This window comes from Anabaena sp. CCY 9910, assembly GCF_963920875.1.
GTDB lineage: Bacteria > Cyanobacteriota > Cyanobacteriia > Cyanobacteriales > Nostocaceae > Trichormus > Trichormus variabilis.
The window spans coordinates 1-19,636 of the sequence record NZ_CAWUDJ010000051.1 but is presented as its reverse complement, the minus strand read 5'-3'; the positions used below and the strand labels follow the sequence as shown (position 1 = coordinate 19,636).

15 protein-coding genes are annotated in these 19,636 nt (G+C 42.3%); 4 read left to right on the top strand and 11 right to left on the bottom strand.

Annotated features, from left to right (window positions below; all coding sequences use genetic code 11):
- Window positions 1–4: 4 nt before the first annotated feature.
- From remA to hetZ, 5 genes are all read right to left on the bottom strand, one after another.
- Entirely contained in the window at window positions 5–271 is a 267-nt protein-coding gene (gene remA, locus ACM5QX_RS25640; RefSeq protein WP_010994282.1) for an extracellular matrix/biofilm regulator RemA, read from the bottom strand.
- A gap of 1,040 nt (window positions 272–1,311) precedes the next feature.
- Window positions 1,312–3,657 carry a DUF3488 and DUF4129 domain-containing transglutaminase family protein gene (locus tag ACM5QX_RS25635; RefSeq protein ID WP_414756102.1) on the bottom strand — a complete coding sequence of 782 codons (2,346 nt, stop codon included), beginning with the start codon at window positions 3,655–3,657 and terminating at the stop codon, window positions 1,312–1,314.
- A gap of 307 nt (window positions 3,658–3,964) precedes the next feature.
- Window positions 3,965–4,741, bottom strand: coding sequence for a PatU (locus tag ACM5QX_RS25630; protein WP_414756101.1), 777 nt, complete (start codon window positions 4,739–4,741; stop codon window positions 3,965–3,967).
- Window positions 4,742–4,759: 18 nt separating this feature from the next.
- A complete protein-coding gene (locus ACM5QX_RS25625; RefSeq protein ID WP_414756100.1) occupies window positions 4,760–4,936 on the bottom strand; it encodes a hypothetical protein in 177 nt (58 codons plus the stop codon).
- The gene (gene hetZ / locus ACM5QX_RS25620) at window positions 4,929–6,134 is read right to left on the bottom strand and encodes a heterocyst differentiation protein HetZ (protein WP_011318294.1); all 1,206 of its coding nucleotides are present in this window, start codon (window positions 6,132–6,134) and stop codon (window positions 4,929–4,931) included. The genes ACM5QX_RS25625 and hetZ overlap by 8 nt, the downstream gene beginning before the upstream one ends.
- A gap of 207 nt (window positions 6,135–6,341) precedes the next feature.
- Here hetZ and ACM5QX_RS25615 point away from each other — a divergent pair, with 207 nt between their 5' ends.
- Window positions 6,342–6,815 carry a hypothetical protein gene (locus tag ACM5QX_RS25615; protein ID WP_414756099.1) on the top strand — a complete coding sequence of 158 codons (474 nt, stop codon included), beginning with the start codon at window positions 6,342–6,344 and terminating at the stop codon, window positions 6,813–6,815.
- A 95-nt stretch (window positions 6,816–6,910) separates the two neighbouring features.
- Here ACM5QX_RS25615 and sds read toward each other — a convergent pair whose 3' ends face one another.
- Window positions 6,911–7,882, bottom strand: a complete 972-nt coding sequence (gene sds, locus ACM5QX_RS25610; protein ID WP_414756098.1) for a solanesyl diphosphate synthase — start codon at window positions 7,880–7,882, stop codon at window positions 6,911–6,913.
- Window positions 7,883–8,905: 1,023 nt separating this feature from the next.
- Here sds and ACM5QX_RS25605 point away from each other — a divergent pair.
- Window positions 8,906–9,103, top strand: coding sequence for a hypothetical protein (locus tag ACM5QX_RS25605; protein WP_414756116.1), 198 nt, complete (start codon window positions 8,906–8,908; stop codon window positions 9,101–9,103).
- A gap of 228 nt (window positions 9,104–9,331) precedes the next feature.
- Here the strand turns inward: ACM5QX_RS25605 and murI are convergent, their stop codons facing one another.
- The 4 genes from murI to ACM5QX_RS25585 form a co-directional block, all read right to left on the bottom strand.
- A complete protein-coding gene (gene murI, locus ACM5QX_RS25600) occupies window positions 9,332–10,210 on the bottom strand; it encodes a glutamate racemase (protein ID WP_414756097.1) in 879 nt (292 codons plus the stop codon).
- Window positions 10,211–10,360: 150 nt separating this feature from the next.
- A complete protein-coding gene (locus ACM5QX_RS25595) occupies window positions 10,361–12,244 on the bottom strand; it encodes an N-acetylmuramoyl-L-alanine amidase (RefSeq protein WP_414756096.1) in 1,884 nt (627 codons plus the stop codon).
- A 298-nt stretch (window positions 12,245–12,542) separates the two neighbouring features.
- Window positions 12,543–14,426, bottom strand: coding sequence for an N-acetylmuramoyl-L-alanine amidase (locus ACM5QX_RS25590; protein WP_414756095.1), 1,884 nt, complete (start codon window positions 14,424–14,426; stop codon window positions 12,543–12,545).
- Window positions 14,427–15,034: 608 nt separating this feature from the next.
- Window positions 15,035–16,492, bottom strand: coding sequence for a cation:proton antiporter (locus ACM5QX_RS25585; RefSeq protein WP_414756094.1), 1,458 nt, complete (start codon window positions 16,490–16,492; stop codon window positions 15,035–15,037).
- A gap of 447 nt (window positions 16,493–16,939) precedes the next feature.
- On the opposite strand from ACM5QX_RS25585, the gene ACM5QX_RS25580 reads away from it, so the two are divergent.
- Window positions 16,940–17,686 (top strand): SIMPL domain-containing protein, encoded by a 747-nt coding sequence (locus ACM5QX_RS25580; RefSeq protein WP_414756093.1) that lies wholly within the window; start codon window positions 16,940–16,942, stop codon window positions 17,684–17,686.
- A 98-nt stretch (window positions 17,687–17,784) separates the two neighbouring features.
- Here the strand turns inward: ACM5QX_RS25580 and ACM5QX_RS25575 are convergent, their stop codons facing one another.
- Window positions 17,785–18,147 (bottom strand): single-stranded DNA-binding protein, encoded by a 363-nt coding sequence (locus tag ACM5QX_RS25575; RefSeq protein WP_414756092.1) that lies wholly within the window; start codon window positions 18,145–18,147, stop codon window positions 17,785–17,787.
- Between the two features lie 370 nt (window positions 18,148–18,517).
- On the opposite strand from ACM5QX_RS25575, the gene ACM5QX_RS25570 reads away from it, so the two are divergent.
- Window positions 18,518–19,525, top strand: a complete 1,008-nt coding sequence (locus tag ACM5QX_RS25570) for a rod shape-determining protein (protein ID WP_041456075.1) — start codon at window positions 18,518–18,520, stop codon at window positions 19,523–19,525.
- The last annotated feature ends 111 nt before the right edge of the window (window positions 19,526–19,636 follow it).

Here is a 19,636-nt window from a genome sequence, read left to right as displayed (position 1 = left end):
CCAACTAATTTTCTACACTCTGATGCTCGCGGGAAATGACGAAACGATTTGCTACCGTTTCCGGTTGAATCGCCGACAAAATTACGTGGCTGGAATCAGTGATAATTACAGCTCTTGTTCTGCGACCATAAGTCGCATCAATTAACTGATTTTTGTCCCTAGCATCGGTGATGATCCGCTTGATAGGTGCTGATTCCGGACTAACAATGGCAACTACTCGGTTAGCAGATACAATGTTGCCAAAACCGATATTAATTAACTGTATTTCCATAAAAAAACTGACACCTTATGTGGTGTACTAAACTAAAGAGGATTGTATTCTCATGTTATCCCGAAAAAATAAGAGTTACAACGCATTACATTTAGCCACGTTGAGTTTTTATGTAACTCATGCTTTTTTTAGCTATTTATTAGTCAAATTTACTTAAAATATGCCCAAAGGTATAGGCATTAACCAGTAAACAAGAGCTAGAGCCAAGTTGACAGTACAAATACTATCTAAAGGTAATTGATGACGACTTTCCTCTTCCCCAAGATATTAAAATCTTGGGGTAGATATCTGTGCTAAGTGATATCTACAACAAGTTCCAATTTTTTCAAACGGTAAGCTTAAACGCTTTTAACAGCTAAAAAATAAATACAATTTATCAATTAATGTATCTAGGTAATATGACGGTAGAATCAATTCAGGCTGTTGGAAAACCTACGACCATTATTCTTGATCATCTTCATCAAAAATAGTTTTTTGGGCGGAGTGTCGCGCAAATAGAATCTAAACACTATCATAAATAATAGTAAAAATAATCCGATAAATATTTTTTACTTTTCCGTAGATAAGTCGATGGATTTATTGCTCGAAAAAGTTATTTTCAAATGCTAATGAGCAACGATAAGGCATATCTTCTGGGGATAAAATAGCTTTATATAAGCCTTCTATCCAGATTCTATGCTTACGAGATGAATCATTGCTCAACCATCAATAAGCTTCTTCGATCGCCCTTTGTGCTGACGGTTGTAAATAACCTGATATTTCTGGCTCATTGGAACCTGTCTAATTTCTCAAACAGTTCATTAAAAAATTCTTCCGCGTTTTTCCCTTGTCCTTCTTGCATCTGTTCCAAGCCTAGCTTCATACCCTTTAAAGTTTCCACTAACTCAGCAGCATCTAAAAGCTGCTGAAACTAATTCTGCTTTTCTATTCACGGTGAGGACTAGGGGATGTTTTGTTTGCTTAATAAGATTGAAGCGAGTGAAGGAGTGTGACTTTTTGCTTCACTCGCCCCAGGTAAATTTAGAAAAAGCTTTGTATCTCTACAAGCTACTATTTACCCGATCGCCACCCACCTTTTTTATCTTTTCCCATTTTTGTCGCAGTTGATTTAAGTTAGGTTTTTGACCACCATACCGCCAGCCAACATAGGCTTGACAAATCTCATCTATAACTTGGGCGGTGGTACTTCCATGATGGTGATAGGCTACTTGGGCATACTCTAAAGATGTTTGGGCTGGATGTTTACCCAAGCCTTTTTTAGCTGTCCATTGCAGCATTTGTTGATAAAGGCTTTCCATTGGGGGTAGTTTACGCAATTGGCGATGGTTGCGCCATTCTCTCCACTGTGTCCAACCTAGCCAACCAAAGAAAGCGGTTGTCGTCCCTACGAGTAAGCCAGTTAATACACCAAACCAACCTTGAGTAAACAGAGTAAAAAACCAAGCGATCGCCTTACCAATCCAACTAAATAATGTCCCAAATATAGTATTAAACAAACCTGTCACCGGAGTCGGCAACCATCCAGCTACCCATTGCCAAAATTGCCGCAATACACTAAAAGTCTGCACATCCTCAACTGACGGCGGAATCAGGGGATGATTGGGAATCGGATCAAAGGTAAACCAACCATATTTAGGGAAATACACTTCTGTCATCGCGTAAGCATCAGTGTTACGTACAACATACATCCCTGTAAATGGATTAAATTCCCCCGCACTAAACCCAGCTACTAACCGTGCAGGGATACCAATAGACCTTAGCATTACCGTAAGAACTGTGGAAAAGTGGTCTGGATAACCGCCTTTATGTTTGAACAAAAACGCTTCTACTAAATCTTCCTTTTCACTCAAATAGGGCAACTCTAAAGGATTTTCAGGGATGGAATAGTTTTGTTTGAGATATTGCGCTAAATAAAGCGCCTTCTCATAGTCGGAATCTAAAGTCTTTTGAGTTTGCGATTTCCAGACCAGTTGTTGATCGTAATCGGCTAAAATTTCTTCGGTACGTTGCTTAACTTTAGACGCAATTTCTGGGGGGATTTGTAGATAATAATTTTTGATACTATCCGGATAATCGTTAGCGGCTTTTCCCAGTAAAGTGCGATCGCGGTAAGGTACTTCGGAAATAACTGTATAAGTCAAATCTTCCGATAAACCTACAGGTGCGCGTAACCCACCTTCTTTATCAACAGCAATCATCGGTGTGGGAAAGTAAACTTCCCTGGGATAAGACATAGCAGGAATCAGGTTAGGCAAATCTGACACTACAGTGTAAGTCTGCACTACTTCCCTAGTTTTGCCGGATATTGGCGGTGGTGATAAATATATTTGATAAGACCAAGGCGATCGCCTCAGGGTTGTCACATCATCATTACGGGAAATATCCCAACCTTTACCTGTGTAACGGTCAAAAGCCAACACTCGCCAAAAACCCTCAACTTGCGATCGCACCCGCATCACTACCTTGGGTTTCATCTCTCCCCGCAGGTTTTGGTTAATCTGGTTATTGAACCCGTAATAGAAGCTATCATCTACCTTTCCTGGTTGACCATTTCCACTTTGTTCATTTTCACCACGACCGTTACCTTGGTTGTCAGCATTACCTTGACGAACATAACCAGGATTAATAATGCTGCGGCCAGTAAAACTTTGGTTGACCTCGATAGGCGAACTCACAGGAAAAGTCCGCAGTTGATAGCCAGGGAATCGGGGTAATAAGGCAAAGACTACCAAGCCTAACCCCACAACTACACCAAATAATAAAAAATAAGTAGGTAAACCAGAGGATAATTTAATTTCTTTCGACTTTTGACTTTTGACTTTTGACTTTTCCAGCCCCAATTGGGAACGATAATTGATAACTAAAGTGGGGATGGCGATCGCTAAAAACAACAATAAAACAGGTGCAAATGCCAGGGTTTGGCTTAATGTTGCGGCTACACCCAACAAAATCAACCCAATCACAATAGAATAACCCAAGTCTTTGCGACGAGGTACATCAAAACTGTGGAGGACTTGTAGTTGAATTAACAACTCGGCTAAAGCCAACCGCGTATCATTCAATTCACCAAATAATCGCCCAAAGAAAGCCCCCAATGCCATTAACATTCCAATAGCAATGCAAAACTTGATGGGAATATTGGGTTTGCGGCGATGATAATAACCCCAAACTGTTCCAACTACACTTATGGGTATTGCCCAGAAACTGAATGTAGTCCCTGCGGCAATATCCATAGCCACAATTCCAGTAATTACCAACGCTAGCACTAGTACCCGCAGCGAAATGGAATTTTCTACTTCCATCAAAGGCGAACCCTGGTGATTTTGTCCCCAATCAAGACTTACAGGTAAACGCCAAAATTGATTCATCCTGGTTAATTTAAACATTTCTATTGTCAGTCAAGAAATAAAGTAGATGCTTATAGATACAAACTTTCGGGAAGTTCCTCTAAGAAAACAGGAACTCCCCGAAAGTAAATTTTGGGAGTATAGGTAAGTTGTAAATTTTCATTCTCGCTGCGGGTTATTGTAGAAGCCCTAATGACCCTTGATTGAGAAAAATATTAGCCGTGAACCAACTATTGGCGCTAATCAACCATCAGTTGAAAAAGGTACAAAAGCTAATGCTAGAAGGTGTATTACCTCCAGCTTCTTTCTACCTTCATCTCTATTGTGCTAGCGGTGGTAATTTCACCTATGTTGTGGGATTAATGACAAACAGCAATGGTTGCTGATCGAGTTCGGGACAATCAACCTCTAATGTATAAGATGGTTGAAGTTGTTTACAGGTCAACTCTACACTCAAACATCCTGGGCTTGATGACTGGGCGATCGCAATACTGCCATTACCTTGCAGCGTCAAAATACCTTGAGTAGGTAAATCACTGTGGACAACTAACTGGGTAACATCACCTTGGGTGTAGTATTCTACTCGCAAAGTTAAAGCACCAAGGCTAGTCAGCCAAAGTCTTTCTACTACTGGTTGGGTTGCTGACACTGGTAGAGTCAAGTTAGCTAGCAACTGTTTAGCTGCCAACAAAGACAACGCCATTTGTTGACGAGAGTCTAAATCTGCATAATCGCTCTGAATATTAGGCATTGTATCCAGGCTTTGTGGCGATCGAAAGTTGGTTCGCAGTACTAACCCAGCTAAGTCGTTGATTGTTTGTGACTCGTTAGGGAAGAAACCTTCCACTACCTGAACTAATTTTGCTCCTAAGGGTAGTGAAGATGCGACCATCTGCTGGCACTTTTCCAAGATTTCTTGGAAAACTCTTTCTGGTAGATTCACTGGGAGATTCAGTTTTGTTTGCTGGGCTAACCATCCCCAATTAGGAGCTAAAGCCAATGATGGCTCTTCTATATAATCTGGGTAATCCACTATTTGGCTTTCCCAGGGAAATAGAGGTGGATGGTTTTCGATGTGAATCTGTAAACGACGCTTGATTACGGCTTGAAAACGTTCTTGCACAGTAGGAATTTCTCCTAATCAAAAGGTTTGGGGCTGCCTTTTCAGATTATGCGTACCTCTTTGTGAAGTAGCAATTTGAATAGCATTTTCCCCATCGATTCCTTGACAACTTTCCCTACTATTCTCGTGTTTGTTGACAGTAGATGCCAACAAACCGAGTAAGTACTGTTGCAAAGATTCTGAGTCACTATTCATGAGTGGATGCACTTGATCCGGACACTAGGGAATTACGAATTTCCCAAGCTTGTTCTAAAATCTTAAACCACCGTTTCTGTAGTTGTGCCATTGATAACCCTAAAGTTTTGGCAATTTTTTCATCTGGTTGACCTTGTTGTTTCAAGTCTAATAGAGACCTTTGTTTGTCGTCTAGCTCTGCTGTGTAAGCTTCCCATTGTTGGGGAGTTAACCCCAAATTAGTATTTAAGGAAGCTTCTAGCCACTCGTGGACTAATTCCCAGCGATGTAACAAAGCAAACCGAATCAAATGATACTTGAAGCGTTGTTGTAAGTAATCTCGCTGACGTGGAGTTAAACCTAAAACGTTCTCAATTTCTTGAGCTGACATATCCTGAAGACGTAAAGAAAAGTAATCAGCACAGTCAGATTGTTGTTTCTGCTCCAGATAGTCCATTAATTCTGTAATGACTACAGAACGCAAGGTGTCTTCTTCTGGTTCTGGTTCTGGTTGGGTAGCCATTGCAGAGCGTAAGCGCTGTACTGCTGGTTCTTCCCATGTACCATCGCCATCATTAGAGCTACCTTCGGCGGCTTGTTCGATATCAACGTTGGTTTCTGGTGGTTGCTGTTGAGAGAAAGTTTGCGCCCGCAGGATAATTAACTGTTGTTGTCTTCCGGGTAAGGGAATCCGGCGCTTACCATAGCGCTCGGTAAATGCCATATACTCTGCCAACTCTAGTAGAGTTTGGGGACGGTAGGTAGGGCCGAGTTGATTTTCGCGGCGGAAAGCGTTTAATGCTTCTAAATAAAAACTTTGTAAGAAATCTTCTATAATAGTCAGCCGCCCTTGATAGCTTAATTGGCGCTGAGGGGGATTAATGTAACGATAAATAATAGCGCTGAGTGTGCTGTGTAGTTCGACTCTGCCTCGGTTAGAACCTTGTTGATAATATCTCAAACATTGTTGTAGCCGATGCTTGGCTAGGGTCATGGCTGAACTTTCTACAGCACCAGAAGCTTGAATCCGTTTACTTTCTGTACAAATTCGGTATACTTCTGTAGTGATACGATTTGCTACATCATGACAATTCTGGTCGGAAGCTTTGGTAAACTGTTTTAGCTCTTTGTAAATCAGTTTGAAGATGACCTCTGTACCAAAAGAGTTTTCTTCCAGAAGATTTGCGGTTGGAATAGTTGCTGTTGCGGCTGAATTCATAGTCTCGACTTTCACTAGACCCTAACAATAAACTTACATACAACCTGTGACGACTGCGGGTACTGGCTTTATGGTTTTGCGGATAAACTAAACGCATACCAATTTGTAATGAGGATGTGGTTGATTTTATTATTCCCAACTCTAGCGGGAGAGATCACATTTTGATAAATGTTATTGCCATTACCCAGGAGCCGTTGACAAGTAATTATGGATTTAGAAGCACAAATACAATTGCTGATTAACAATGCACCCAATGATGGCGTTACACCACATCTTGTTGCAGCAATTGCTCCTTTGCTTGTGGCGATCGCTCAAAAGTTGCGTCACACCCAGTACTACATTCTTCAAGATTCGGAAGGTAGCTGGGTCTTGACTACATTGAGAAATCGAGCAAACCCAGGAATCGAAAAGCGTGTTGTTTACGCTTTCCCTACCATACAGGATGTTTCTCTAATCTCACCTGCTGGGCTAGACCCTCACATGAGTGGCAAGATCACCCCAGTTACCCACATTTTGTTCCAATTGGTGGCATTAGAACCCGTAGATAGTATCGTTTTTTTGGAAACACCGGGTAAGACCACTCACACCTTTGAATTGCGGCGGGCTGATTTCCAGAAACGTATGTACAAACAGTTAAAAAGCCAGCGATCGCCTAAACCGATACCCCCAGATATTGCCTAAAAAAATTTTGGATGTGGGATTTCTTCAATACATCCCACATCCAAAATCGCAAATGTCAACAATCGCTAATTTAAAATCGAAAATTTTAAAATTGACTAATATAATCGGCTTAGTGTGTATTCAGCTATGTTGATTAGTGCTTGGTGAGATTCCGAAGTTGGCAGTGTCGTTAGATGCTCAATTGCTAACTTGGTGTGATGAGCAGCTAAATCTCGTGCTTTCTGTATGCCTTGACTATTTTGGATGAGTTCTAGTGCTTGCTCTAAATCTCCTTGTTGGGCAAACTCTCGTTCAATCAGCACTTCTAAGTATGGTTTTTCCGCTAAAGCAAATAAAACCGGTGCGGTGAGATTGCCACTTTTGAGATCAGACCCAGCAGGTTTACCAAGAGTATCTGTGGTGCTGGTGAAATCTAAAATGTCATCGACAATCTGAAATGCTATGCCCAAGTGACGACCATAGGCGTAGAGATGTTCGGCAGTTTCTGGGGAAACTTCGCTCAATAAACCAGCAGCTTTGGAACTGTTAGCAATTAAGGAAGCTGTCTTGTAATAGCTCTTCTCGATATAAGTCTCAATGGAAATACACGCGTCAAAGCGGTTTAGTCCCTGCTGAATTTCCCCAGTAGCCAAATCCATAATGACTTCTGAGAGAAGTTTCACCACCTGTAAATTGTCCAAGTTTGCTAAATACCAGGAAGATTGAGCAAATAAGAAATCTCCTGCTAGGATGGCAATTCGATTGCCAAACAAACTGTGGACGGTGGGTACACCTCGCCGCACTTCAGATTCATCTACCACGTCGTCGTGTACTAAGCTGGCCGTATGAATCATTTCTGTAATCTCGGCTAGCCGTCGGTGACGCGGCGTAATATCTTGCTCTAACATTGTTGCTCGTGATATCAGCAGCACGATTGCTGGTCTGATACGCTTTCCCCCAGCTCCGAATAAATGTTCGGCTGCCGCAAACAAAATGGGGTGGCGATTTCCAACTAGCTGTTTCAGGTTATCTGCTAGTATTCGCAGGTCTGCTTCCACAGGGGTAAACAGGGAGGTGGCTGGGGTCATGGATTGGCGGACTCTGACTTTGGTTACGAAAGTTTACATATCCTATACTCATTTTAAGATAAGCCTGTGCCTGTGCAAGGTTTTGCTTGGGATATTCTCATTTTCTTTACTGGGATAGGGTATTAGGCACTGGAGATTGGGGATTGAGCAGCAATTGTTGAATTTTGAATTGATTTGTCCCCTTTCCGGAATTTGTTAATGTCTACTGAACTTGACTGACTGCTACGTACCTACCGTAATAAATTTAGTCTCGTAAAAATTTATACTTTCGGATAAATAATAAAAAGTCTTTGTTGTTTTCAGATAATTCGTGGATCTCAAAAATCTGAGTTGCAGGATACATATCTTTAGTGGCCTGGAATACAACCTTAGATATATACTCATTGTCTTCACTAATACTTCTTACACATTAGTTATTTTTAGGTTAAGACTAAGTTCTTCTAACCTCTGTGTAACCATCTAGAAATTTTAAAATTTAGCCTCAAAGTTGGCTTCAAAGTTTGAGTTGTTGTGTTACGCTAAAATGTAAGGATTTTAAATTTTTCAAGTATTCACCGCACAAAATTAGATCACTTTTCAAGTGATGTTAATTTTCTCGCGTGGCGAATCGAAAATAGTGCATTGTCAAGAATAGAATCAAGGAAGTCTTTTCTCGTCTCTTTTCTTGATGATCAGAACTCTTTATTTGGAGCTAGGCAACTCTCATGGGAGAAGTTGCTGCAAGTTTCGGGCTTGCGTTGAGCGTAAGCATGGCTCCTGATATAAGATGTCAGCAAAATTCACGCGGACTAGGTAGGCTGCTGAGGCAATCATTGCAAGTCACTATTTTAGTGACCCAACTGTTGTCGGATGTATGGTCTGCAAAAATCAATTAAATATTAAATCCGTTGGGCAAAGAGAATTAAAACTCTACGGAAAGATTTGCCAATGCAAAACGTGGCCATCAAGAGTGAACTTGGTTGGCTAAAGTCTTGCTAATTTTATGCGATTTCATTATGTATTTGAAAAAGTGTGGGTGGCACAATGATTTACGGGAATATGCCTATGATGATTTTTATTTTAGCTTCTGGATACCTATTCACAGTTTATCTATTATTAGGATTAGCTAAACGAACTGGGAAAAAATCTAATATTAATAATCGATCTGTAGTGGCTACAAGTAATAGTCAACAACAATTGTCTGTTTCACCTACAGTCACTGAGATAGTCAATAGTCAATAGTTATTAGTAATAATTTGAACTAGAGGTTAGTGAGGCTATAACTATTAATTCTGAATTCGTAATACCCTACAGGAGCGCTGCGCCTAAGCAATTGATTTAGGTAGTTTCGCCATAGATAAATTTACGGACAAGTGCCTAAATACTCTACCGTGAAGCAAAAATTTATAGTTAAACAGTAAGACGAGCTTCTATTTGTAGGGTAGTAATTACGAATTAGGAATTTACGAGTTATGCCAAATCCTGTTGAAGTTGAGAAACTGGGATGCTAGCAAAGTCCACAGCTTCAACTAGGGGGGTATAACCTAACCAATTTACTCCTGATTGAGAAAACTGTTGGGGACAACCACTAACGGCAAAGCGAGTTGGTAATGGTGGGTGAGTGTTGCTTAGTCCAAGGATATCTAATTCTTGGGTACAAGCTGTGACGACGTGAACAGCAGGGTCAATGATTTTGACTTGGGGGGGGAGAAGCGATCGCAGTACTGGCGCAAGCAAAGGATAATGGGTACAGCCATAAACTAAAGTATCAATATCTTGCTGAATTAGGGGTTCTAAATAAGCCCTAGCTACTTCTGTGGTGTATGGGTCTTGAATACGGTTTTGTTCAATTAGGGGAACAAATTCTGGACAACCAACTTGCCAGACTTCGACATTGGGGTCTATTTCCCAAATTGCTTGACGATAGGCATTACTTTTGGCTGTAGCTGGAGTAGAAATTACGCCAATACGCTTACCTTGCTGTACTGCGGCTTTAGCCCCAGGGAGGATGACACCAAGAATGGGGAAGTCATATTCCTCACGAACAATATCTAAAGCGAGGGCAGAACTGGTATTGCAAGCCATGACTACCATTTTGACGTGTTGTTGCTGCATCCAGTCGAGGATGTCACGCACAAACGTTAGAATCTCCGCTTGCGAGCGGATACCGTAAGGTAGTCTAGCTGTGTCACCAAAGTATATTACCGATTCATTGGGTAGTTGGCGATAGATTTGCCGCAGTACCGTTAACCCGCCTACACCACTATCAAATACGCCGATGGGGGCGCGTTGAGGTTCTTGTTCTGAGAAACCGTAAAGATTACCTTCAATGCTGGAAGATGAATACACAGGCAGATATTGTTAGAGATTTTGGAATATTAAAATACAGAATTTAACAGACAATTTACCAATTGACTACTAAATTCTGTATCTACACGCAGTTTACATACCACCTCTAGAGTGAGTAATTGAGACTAAATTTTTAACTTAATGAAAATTTTACTGTCTCTTTAAATATTGCAGGATACCACGAGCGATCGCATCTGCCATACGATTTTGGTATTCTGGTGAGCCTAGTCTGGGATTATCTTCCCTACCACTCATATAACCTGTTTCTACCAGAATCGACGGCATAGAACTCTTCCGCAGGACGTAGAAACGAGCTTTGCGTGTGCCTCGGTCTTTGAGTGTGCCAATATTCTGGAGAATAGTCTTGCGGACTGTTTCGGCTAAAGCATAACCACTATCGTAGTAATATACTTCCAAGCCATTAACATCAGGGCGACCATCTACAGAGTTGGCGTGAATACTCACAAACAAAGTCGCGTTAGCTCGTTCGGCAATATCGACTCGTCCTTGTAATTCCACAAAAAAGTCAGAATTTCTCGTCAAGACTGCTTGGACACCATTCTGCTCTAAAATAGCGGCTACTCTTAAACCAATGGGCAAGACTACATCTTTTTCTAGTAATCCACCCAAACCAGGAGCGCCAGAATCTTTACCACCATGTCCAGGGTCAATGACGACTAGAAGTCTTCCCCTGGGAACTGACCTGGGTATTGGTTGTGGAACATTTATGGGATTATCGATATTTGGATTGGGCAATTGACTGCGATTGGTTGATGGTAGGGGTGGTAAACCTACTGGTGGTATCAATTGCCGAGAAGATTGTAATTCTAGAGCTAAAATTTGGTTACTTACTTGATTAAGTTCTCCTATTTGCACTCCGGCTGCTGGTTGTACCAAAACAACTACCGTATCGGCTGCTTGGGGTTGCAGACGGACACGGAGGATAGGACTGTTAGCATTAAAAGCTGGGCCTGTAACTCTGGGAGATAACTTGGCGTTATTGATAATGATGCGGTAGAGTCCAGAGGTTCTGTCCCAACCGCCTTTAGCTGTGACTGCTTGGTCAGAGCGAATTAAAAGTTGTGTACCATTATCACCTAGTTCTACAGCTTGAATAGTAGCTGGTGAGTTGGTATTTACTGAAATGGTGTTGGGAGTATTATTTTGGGGTAAGTTGGCAATGCCTTTACTAGGGAGAAGCACAAATCCACCCACGCTGCTAGTACTCACTCGCCAGTCAGGACTGTTTCTATCGACCTGCATGGAGATACGTACAGTTTGCGTTGACAGTTGAGTCAATTGGATGTTGTTAACACCATAACGATTAATTGATAAATCTCTCTCGATGTTTGGCGATAAAGATGCGCCGACAACGTTGATATTAATTACCCGATTATCATCTGTACGATTAACTTGAATTTGGGGAGTAGCGCCACGGGTACGGATAAAAAATCCATCGCCTGTAACTCGTAAGTTATCAATTTGAGTTACAGATGCAATATTAGTAACTGGAGCTTCTCTAGTATTTGGGGTGACAGAGTAAACATTTCTGGGTGATAAAACCGAGGGTGTCTCAACGACGGTTTCTGAGGGAATGGTAGGTACTGGCTGCTGTGCAGTTTCTCTCGGCGATGCGACTCTTTCCACTGTTGGGGTAGGTAGCTGCACAGTCCAACGACTGGGGCTGATACCGACAAATTTGACTTGTTGGGGGTCGAGTGTGTAACCAGGATTGAGTTCTACGACAATACGCGTGGTCTGTGGATCAAATTGTCCTACACGTATAGCCCGAACTGCACCACCTATTGGCTGTGTTGATGGGGGCTGACCAAATGTAGTTTCGGGTAAATCAATAACTAAACGTGTCGGATTGAAAATCAGTTGCGCCTTGGGTTGTACAGCGCCGTTAGTATTAATCTCTAAACGATTTTGTCTAGGGTCAAATCGCCAGGAGTCTAGCCTTGCTGCTAAAGCTGGTGACGATAGTAAGAAGATGGTTCCAACCGTACCGGATAGTAACCAATGTAATTTCACAATCTTTTCTCCTGATGTGCGTTCATGAGAGCCGTTAAGGCTCCAAAATGTTGGCTAATCCTCACACCATCACCGTTAAAACTTCAGCTTTACTGCAATAAAAATTTTGCGCTGGTATAAAAATACAACTAATGGCGACACATCTTAACACGCCCTTTTGATTTTGCCATGTCGTGAAGGCATAAGATCCTGGTTCAGAATATAAGGATGTGGTTAGTATTCACACAAAATCTTCAGGAATAACAGGCATAGTGTGGTAATCAGGATGATTCTAAGTTTGTGAAGACTGACTGATTATCTATCGTTTGAGGTACTGAAGAATACCGCGAGCGATCGCATCTGCCATTTGTCTTTGGTAAGCTGAATTTCGTAGTTTAGCAGCATCATCTCTACCAGTTAAATACCCTGTTTCTACCAGAATAGAGGGCATAGAGCTTTTTCTGAGGACATAAAATCTGGCTCGACGCACTCCTCTATCTCGGACATTCACATTTCGGAGAATACTGCTATGAACTACACGAGCTAGACTCAAACCATTGTCATAATAATAGGTTTCTAAACCACTGACATCGGGACGGCCTGCGCCTGCGGAGTTGGCGTGAATACTGACAAAGACATCAGCCCTAGCTCGCTCTGCCATTTGTACTCGTCCTGGAAGGCTAACAAAATAGTCGGAATTTCTTGCCATCACCACCTGTACACCATTTTGCTGTAAGACTTCGGCTATTCTTTGGCTGATGGGCAAGATGATGTCTTTTTCTCGGACTCCACCAATACCAATCGCTCCTGGATCTTTACCACCGTGTCCGGGATCAATCAAAACTACTAATCTACCTTTGGGTATTGGTCTTGTCCCTGGCTGGGGTAGAGGGCGGGGATTGCTGGGATCTGGTAATTGTCCTTGGATGGGGGGTAAGGGAGGTGTGGTAGCGAGCCGACGTGAGCCTTGTAATTGTAGAGCTAAAAGCTGGTTGCCAACTTTGTTGAGTTGTCCAACTTGCACCCCAGCAGCTGGCTGGACAAGAACAACTACGGTATTAGGTTCTTGTTTTTGCAGGCGTATTCTGAGAATGGGACTATTAGCATTTAAACTTGGCCCAGTGACTTGGGGAGCTAACTGGGCGTTAGGAATAGTGATGCGGAATAGACCAGTATTTCTGTCCCATCCACTGTTACCAGAGACTGCTTGATCGGCTCTAATCAGTAGTTGTGTACCATTACTAGAGAGGTCAACTGACTCAATTGTGGCAATGGCGCTGGTTGTAGGTATTCTGTCAGGTAAATTTGAAGTGTTACCTTCGCTGTAGTCATTATTGGGCAATCTGACTATACGACTAGGTAGAACTACTAAACCACCAGCATTACTGCTAGTTGCTCGCCAGTCTGGGCTATTTCTATCTACCCGCAAGGTCATACGGACGCTTGGGGTTCTGGTTTGTAATGGGGTAAGTTCGACTCGGTTGACACCATGTTTGTTGACAGGGATATTTCTTGGGGCGCGTGGTGATAAAGTTGCCCCAGCAATATCCATAAAAATAGTAGCGCGATCGCGGCTGCGAATGACTTGAACTTGAGGATTGCCACCACTGGTGCGGACAAAAAAACCATCCCCAGTCACCTGTAAGCCTTCAACTTGCGTCGTTCCGGGTGCAGCGCTAATTGTATTATCGGAGAACTCTGGTCTTGTATTATTCGGTAACTCTGGTCTTGTGTTGTTGGGTAAATTGGGTCTGGTGTTGGAGTCAATAGTCACCACATTATAGGTGTTGTCTGGTGAAGACTCTGCTTGCTCCGATGTGGGAGTTGGTAACTGGACTGTCCAACGGCTAGCGGTCAGCCCGACAAATTTGATTTGTTGAGGATCAAGAGTATAACCAGGAGCCACTTCCACAACTATACGCGTGGTTTGCGGGTCAAATTGCCCTACGCGGACAGAGCGGATTCTACCACCGATTGGTTGTGTTAACTGCGATCGCCCAAATGTAACGTTTGGCAAATCTATTACTAACCGTGTGGGATTAAAAATTAGTTGCGCCCTTGGTTGGACTGCACCTGTTGTATTAATTTCTAAGCGGTTTTGATTGGCATCAAAGCGCCAAGAATTTAACCTTGTTGCTAAGGCTGGTGACGATAGTAATAAGACAGTTCCAACAGTACCAGATAGTAACCAGTGTAATTTCACAATCCATTCTCCTGATTTGCATTCATGAGAGCCGTCAATGTCTCAACATATCGGCAAGTTGTCATATCTTTGCCACCTGATCTTGAGCTTTGATAGGCTCTATATTCCTGGGAATTTGGTATAAAAAGACGATATAGTGGCTTTGAATCTCAGTATTCCCTTAATTATTGCCGTACTATCAGAACACAATATTTTGCCTTTGAAGCATTAAATACAACATTAATAGCTCCGAAATTTACGACATTCATCCAAAAGTTTTGGTGAGCGATCTTCGAGCTTACCAAAAATTGGGAATCGAGTTATTTTATGACCGATAAATCAAATTTTTAGATAAACACTCCAACGATTTGGTAAACGGCTATGAGGATAAAAAAGTTTCAAGGTGTAAGAGAAAAATATTATCATTCTTTGGCGGTTGACCTAATCACAAAAGTGTTTGGTTTTTAGTTCTGCAACAGATAACATTCCGAATACTAAATAGTTATGAGATAAAAAATAAAATTGATAATTCCTCAGGACGGAAACGGGAAGATAGAAGTTTCCATGTGTGGGGATTGGGAATGGGGGCTGGGGAGTAAGAAATCAAATATCTCCCCTAAACCCCTACTTTAAGAACTTACATTCCCACTATCTTTGGCAGTAGATACAACAGATGATGGTGTTTCTATCGCTAATTCTTTCCTTGGGGAACGATCTAAAATCAATGGTGCTGAGTCGTCTATACCATCGTCTGAGTCTGGAAAAACGAATCTTAATAAAGGGGGGGCGAGAAAGGTTGTCAGGATAACCATCATAATAATTGCTGCCCCTAACGGTTTAGAGAGTGCGCCACTGGCTGCACCGACACCAGCAAATACTAACCCTACCTCACCTCTGGGAATCATCCCCACACCAATGGCTAGGCGGTTGATTTGGGATTGACCAAAGACGCTAAAGCCTGTGATTACTTTACCGAAGATGGCGACCATGATCAGGAAACTTGCCATAATTAACCCTTCCCGATTGCTGGGGATGGCTGGGTTAAGTACGCCTAAATCAGTTTTTGCGCCTACGGTAACGAAGAAAATTGGCACTAACATATCAGCAATGGGGCAGACTTGCCTTTGTAGTTCTTTGCGCTTGTCTGTTTCTTCCAGAACTAAACCTGCGGCAAAAGCGCCAAGAATGGCTTCTAAATGGATGATGGCAGCGAGGTATGCCATGACAAAAGCAAAGATGAAAGCTGGGATTACTAGTTCACCCCGTGTTTTGAGCATATCAGCGATCGCGACAAAGGTTTTATTGAAAACATTACCCAAGACAATCGCGCCCAAAAGAAAGCCACTGGCACTAATAATCAGATAGATGACTTGACCTACATCTACTGTCCCTTCTTTAGCGAGGCTGGCAACTACAGCTAAGACAATAATTCCCAGTACATCGTCAATTACAGCCGCACCTAAAATTATCTGTCCTTCTTTGGAATTGAGCCTTCCTAATTCTGAGAGTACCTTAGAGGTAATACCAATACTGGTAGCCGTTAAAGCTGCCCCAGCAAAGATTGCGGGTACAGCATCGATGCCAAATAAGGTCATCAAGCCTATAGTTCCGGCGGCAAATGGGACTGTAACCCCCACTACTGCGACGACTAAAGCTTGGACACCAACCGCCATCAAGTCTTTTAAGTTTGACTCTAAGCCGATTTCAAACAGTAGGATGATCACACCCAGTTCAGCCAAAACAGAAATTACCTCTGATTGGGCTGTAAAGACGGCTGGTGTCGCTTCTGGACTTAAACCAGCCGTTGTTTGGAGGAAGGTCATAATCATAGAACTAGAACCGTCTGCACCACCTCCAGGAAACACCAACAGGTGCAGGACAGAAACACCCACTACTACACCACCTAAAAGTTCGCCTAAGACAGGTGGTAAACCCACTCGGTTGGATAACTCGCCACCAACTTTGCTAGCTAGGTAAACTACCACTAAACTTAGCAAGACTGCGGCGACAACCATCGAACTGTCTGCGGCTTCAGTTGTACTGGCCAGCAGAGGAAAAGCGAAGTTGATTGCATTGAAAAACTGCATTTGTTACGCGTTGTTACGTGAACATCCTTCTGTTCCATTGTTACTCTTTTAGGGAAAATACACTTCGTGCGGGTGTGATCAATGATGTTTGGCGGATGAATTTGCGTAAAATCGGAGTGAATTGAGGATAATTTTTAACGCAGAGGAGGGTAGAGGTAAGCGCTGAGGTATGCTAAGAAATTTGTGAGAAATTAATCGGATTTTTTATGGGATACCTATCTATGAAGACAATTGAATAAGTTTGGTCTAAGTTTTTTAGTTTCAAAAAATGTAACCGTTTTAACTTTTGACGATGGCAGTGTCACAGTAGGAACATACAAATCGTATCGAGTAACTGCATAAGGTATAACAGTGCAAAGTCCTAAGTGGAGGGATTTTTACTGGGAACTCAGTGCTGAATTGATACGGTTTAAAGGTATCTGCATATATTTATGAGGAGTGTCAATCATGGCTAGAGCCGCTTTATTTGGTTCTCAGTTGCGTGCTGGCAAATTTTGGCAAAGTTTACCGTTAGCGTTGTTAGTCTTTGTCAGCTTTGTGCAGCCTGGACTAGCACAAGAAAAAGAAAGAATGTGGCGTACTTTGACTGTTAGTGGTCGTGGTGTTGAATCGATTCCTACCACCTTGTCGGAAGTTAGTTTAGGGGTGGAAATTCAAGGTAAAACCGCTCAGGAGGTGCAGCAGGAAGCAGCACGTAGATCATCGGCTGTGGTTGCTTTACTGAAAAGCCGGAATGTGGAGAAGTTACAAACAACTGGTATTCGTCTCAACCCTGTTTATAGTTACAACAATAATGTACAAAGAATTACGGGTTATGCTGCTAGTAATACAGTAAGCTTCCGTATTGCTACTGAGAAGGCTGGGACATTATTAGATGAAGCTGTCAAAGCTGGTGCGACTCAAATCAATGGTATCAGTTTTGTGGCTACTGATGAAGCGATCGCCTCTGCTAGGCAACAAGCTTTAAAGGAAGCTACCCAAGACGCACAACAGCAAGCCAGTGCTGTGTTTAGTAGCCTTGGTTTTCAAGCTAAAGAAGTAGTAAGTATTCAAGTTGGTGGTGCAACTGCGCCTCCACCACCCATATTGTATAGAGCCGAGGCTGCCAAACTTAGCAGTGCAGATGCTGCTACTCCTGTAATTGGTGGCGAACAACAGGTTGAAGCCTCAGTCACGTTGCAAATTAGTTATTAGTCAATAGTCATTAGTCAATAGTTATTAGTCCAAAACCTTATTTTTAGCTTTTAACTATTGACTGCGGACTTTTGACCATTGACTATTGACTATTGACTTTAAAAATTTTCTGGTGCGAAGTCGCTACCACCACCGTCTCTATCTTGTTTGGAACCTAGCAGTTCTAGTTGGTCTACTCTAATTATTGGTGTAGATCGGTTAACTCCAGTTTGGCGATCGCTCCATGTGTCAAACTTTAACGAACCTTTAACTCCTATTAAACTACCTTTGCGGACATAATTACCCGCGACCTCTGCTGTTTTATCCCACAATTCTAAGGTGAACCAGTCAGGTTTATCACTGTTGCGAGTTCTGCGATTGACGGCTAGAGTTAATCGACACTTCACACTCCCAGACTCAAAATATTTAATGTCTGGATCAGTGCCTACGCGACCTACTAGGGTGACAATGTTAATGCTCATCTGCGTTACTCTTTAGTACATAAGTACTTATTTATTTTGACTTTAATCATAACTAATTGTGACCTGATTGAAAATGTGTTAGAAACTTAGCAATAAATTTACAGTATAAAAATATGCAAAATTACTTGACAAAATTGAAAAACTATACGCGTATACTGAATTAGTCAGAGAATATCAATACCGTGGATGTTTGAGACTGAGGAAAAATTGCCGAAAGTTATCGACATATAGCCTACTTGGCTGGACTCAGGCTCAAAATCATAATAAAATCCAGCACGATTCGCATTAACAGTTGTAGTCTATAAAATGTCAGAGATAGGGGGCGTAGAGACGCGTGGGGCTTTTTAGGAACTTTCGCTCATCGTGGGATATGGGTATCGACCTCGGTACAGCAAATACCCTCGTTTATGTGTCTGGTAAAGGTATTGTACTGCAAGAACCTTCTGTGGTAGCTATCGATCAAAATGAAAAGGTAGCTTTGGCAGTTGGGGAAGAGGCTAAAAAAATGCTCGGTCGCACACCGGGAAATGTTATTGCCCTGCGACCTTTGCGCGATGGGGTAATTGCTGACTTTGATACAGCTGAACTAATGCTAAAAAGCTTTATTCAGAAGGTAAATGAAGGTAGGTCTTTAATATTGCCCCGGATTGTGATTGGCATTCCCAGTGGGGTAACTGGGGTGGAAAGACGCGCCGTCATGGATGCGGCAGCTCAAGCAGGAGCTAGAGAGGTATATTTAATTGATGAACCAATAGCAGCTGCGATCGGTGCGGGATTACCAGTTGCGGAACCTACTGGTAACATGATTATCGATATTGGTGGGGGAACTACGGAAGTTGCTGTGTTGAGTCTCCAAGGGACTGTGATTAGCGAATCAGTACGCATTGCTGGGGACGAATTAACCGAGTCCATCATCATGTATATGAAGAAAGTTCATAACTTGGTGATTGGGGAACGGACTGCTGAGGATATTAAAATTCGCATGGGTTCTGCCTATCCTACCCACGATGATGACGATGCGATGATGGAAGTCCGAGGTTTACACCTGCTCTCCGGTTTACCAAGAACTGTCACAATTAAGGGACCAGAAATTCGTGAAAGTATGCTCGAACCTTTATCTGTAATCATTGAAGCGGTGAAGCGGACATTAGAACGTACACCTCCTGAACTGGCGGCAGACATTATTGACAGAGGTATTATGCTAGCTGGCGGCGGTGCTTTGCTCAAAGGTATAGATACCCTCATTAGCCACGAAACAGGAATTGTCACCCACATCGCGGCTGATCCTCTCAGCTGTGTTGTGTTGGGAACAGGTCGTGTGTTAGAAAACTTCAAACAGCTAGAAAGAGTTTTTAGCGGACGTTCTCGAAATATGTAGGGAAAAAATATTTAGATATTGGGTTCTATTTGGCTGTGATTTGGGTTTTATATAAATAGCCCTTTGTTGTCACTTCCATGAGAGAATAATTAAGTAAAAACGCCGAAAGTA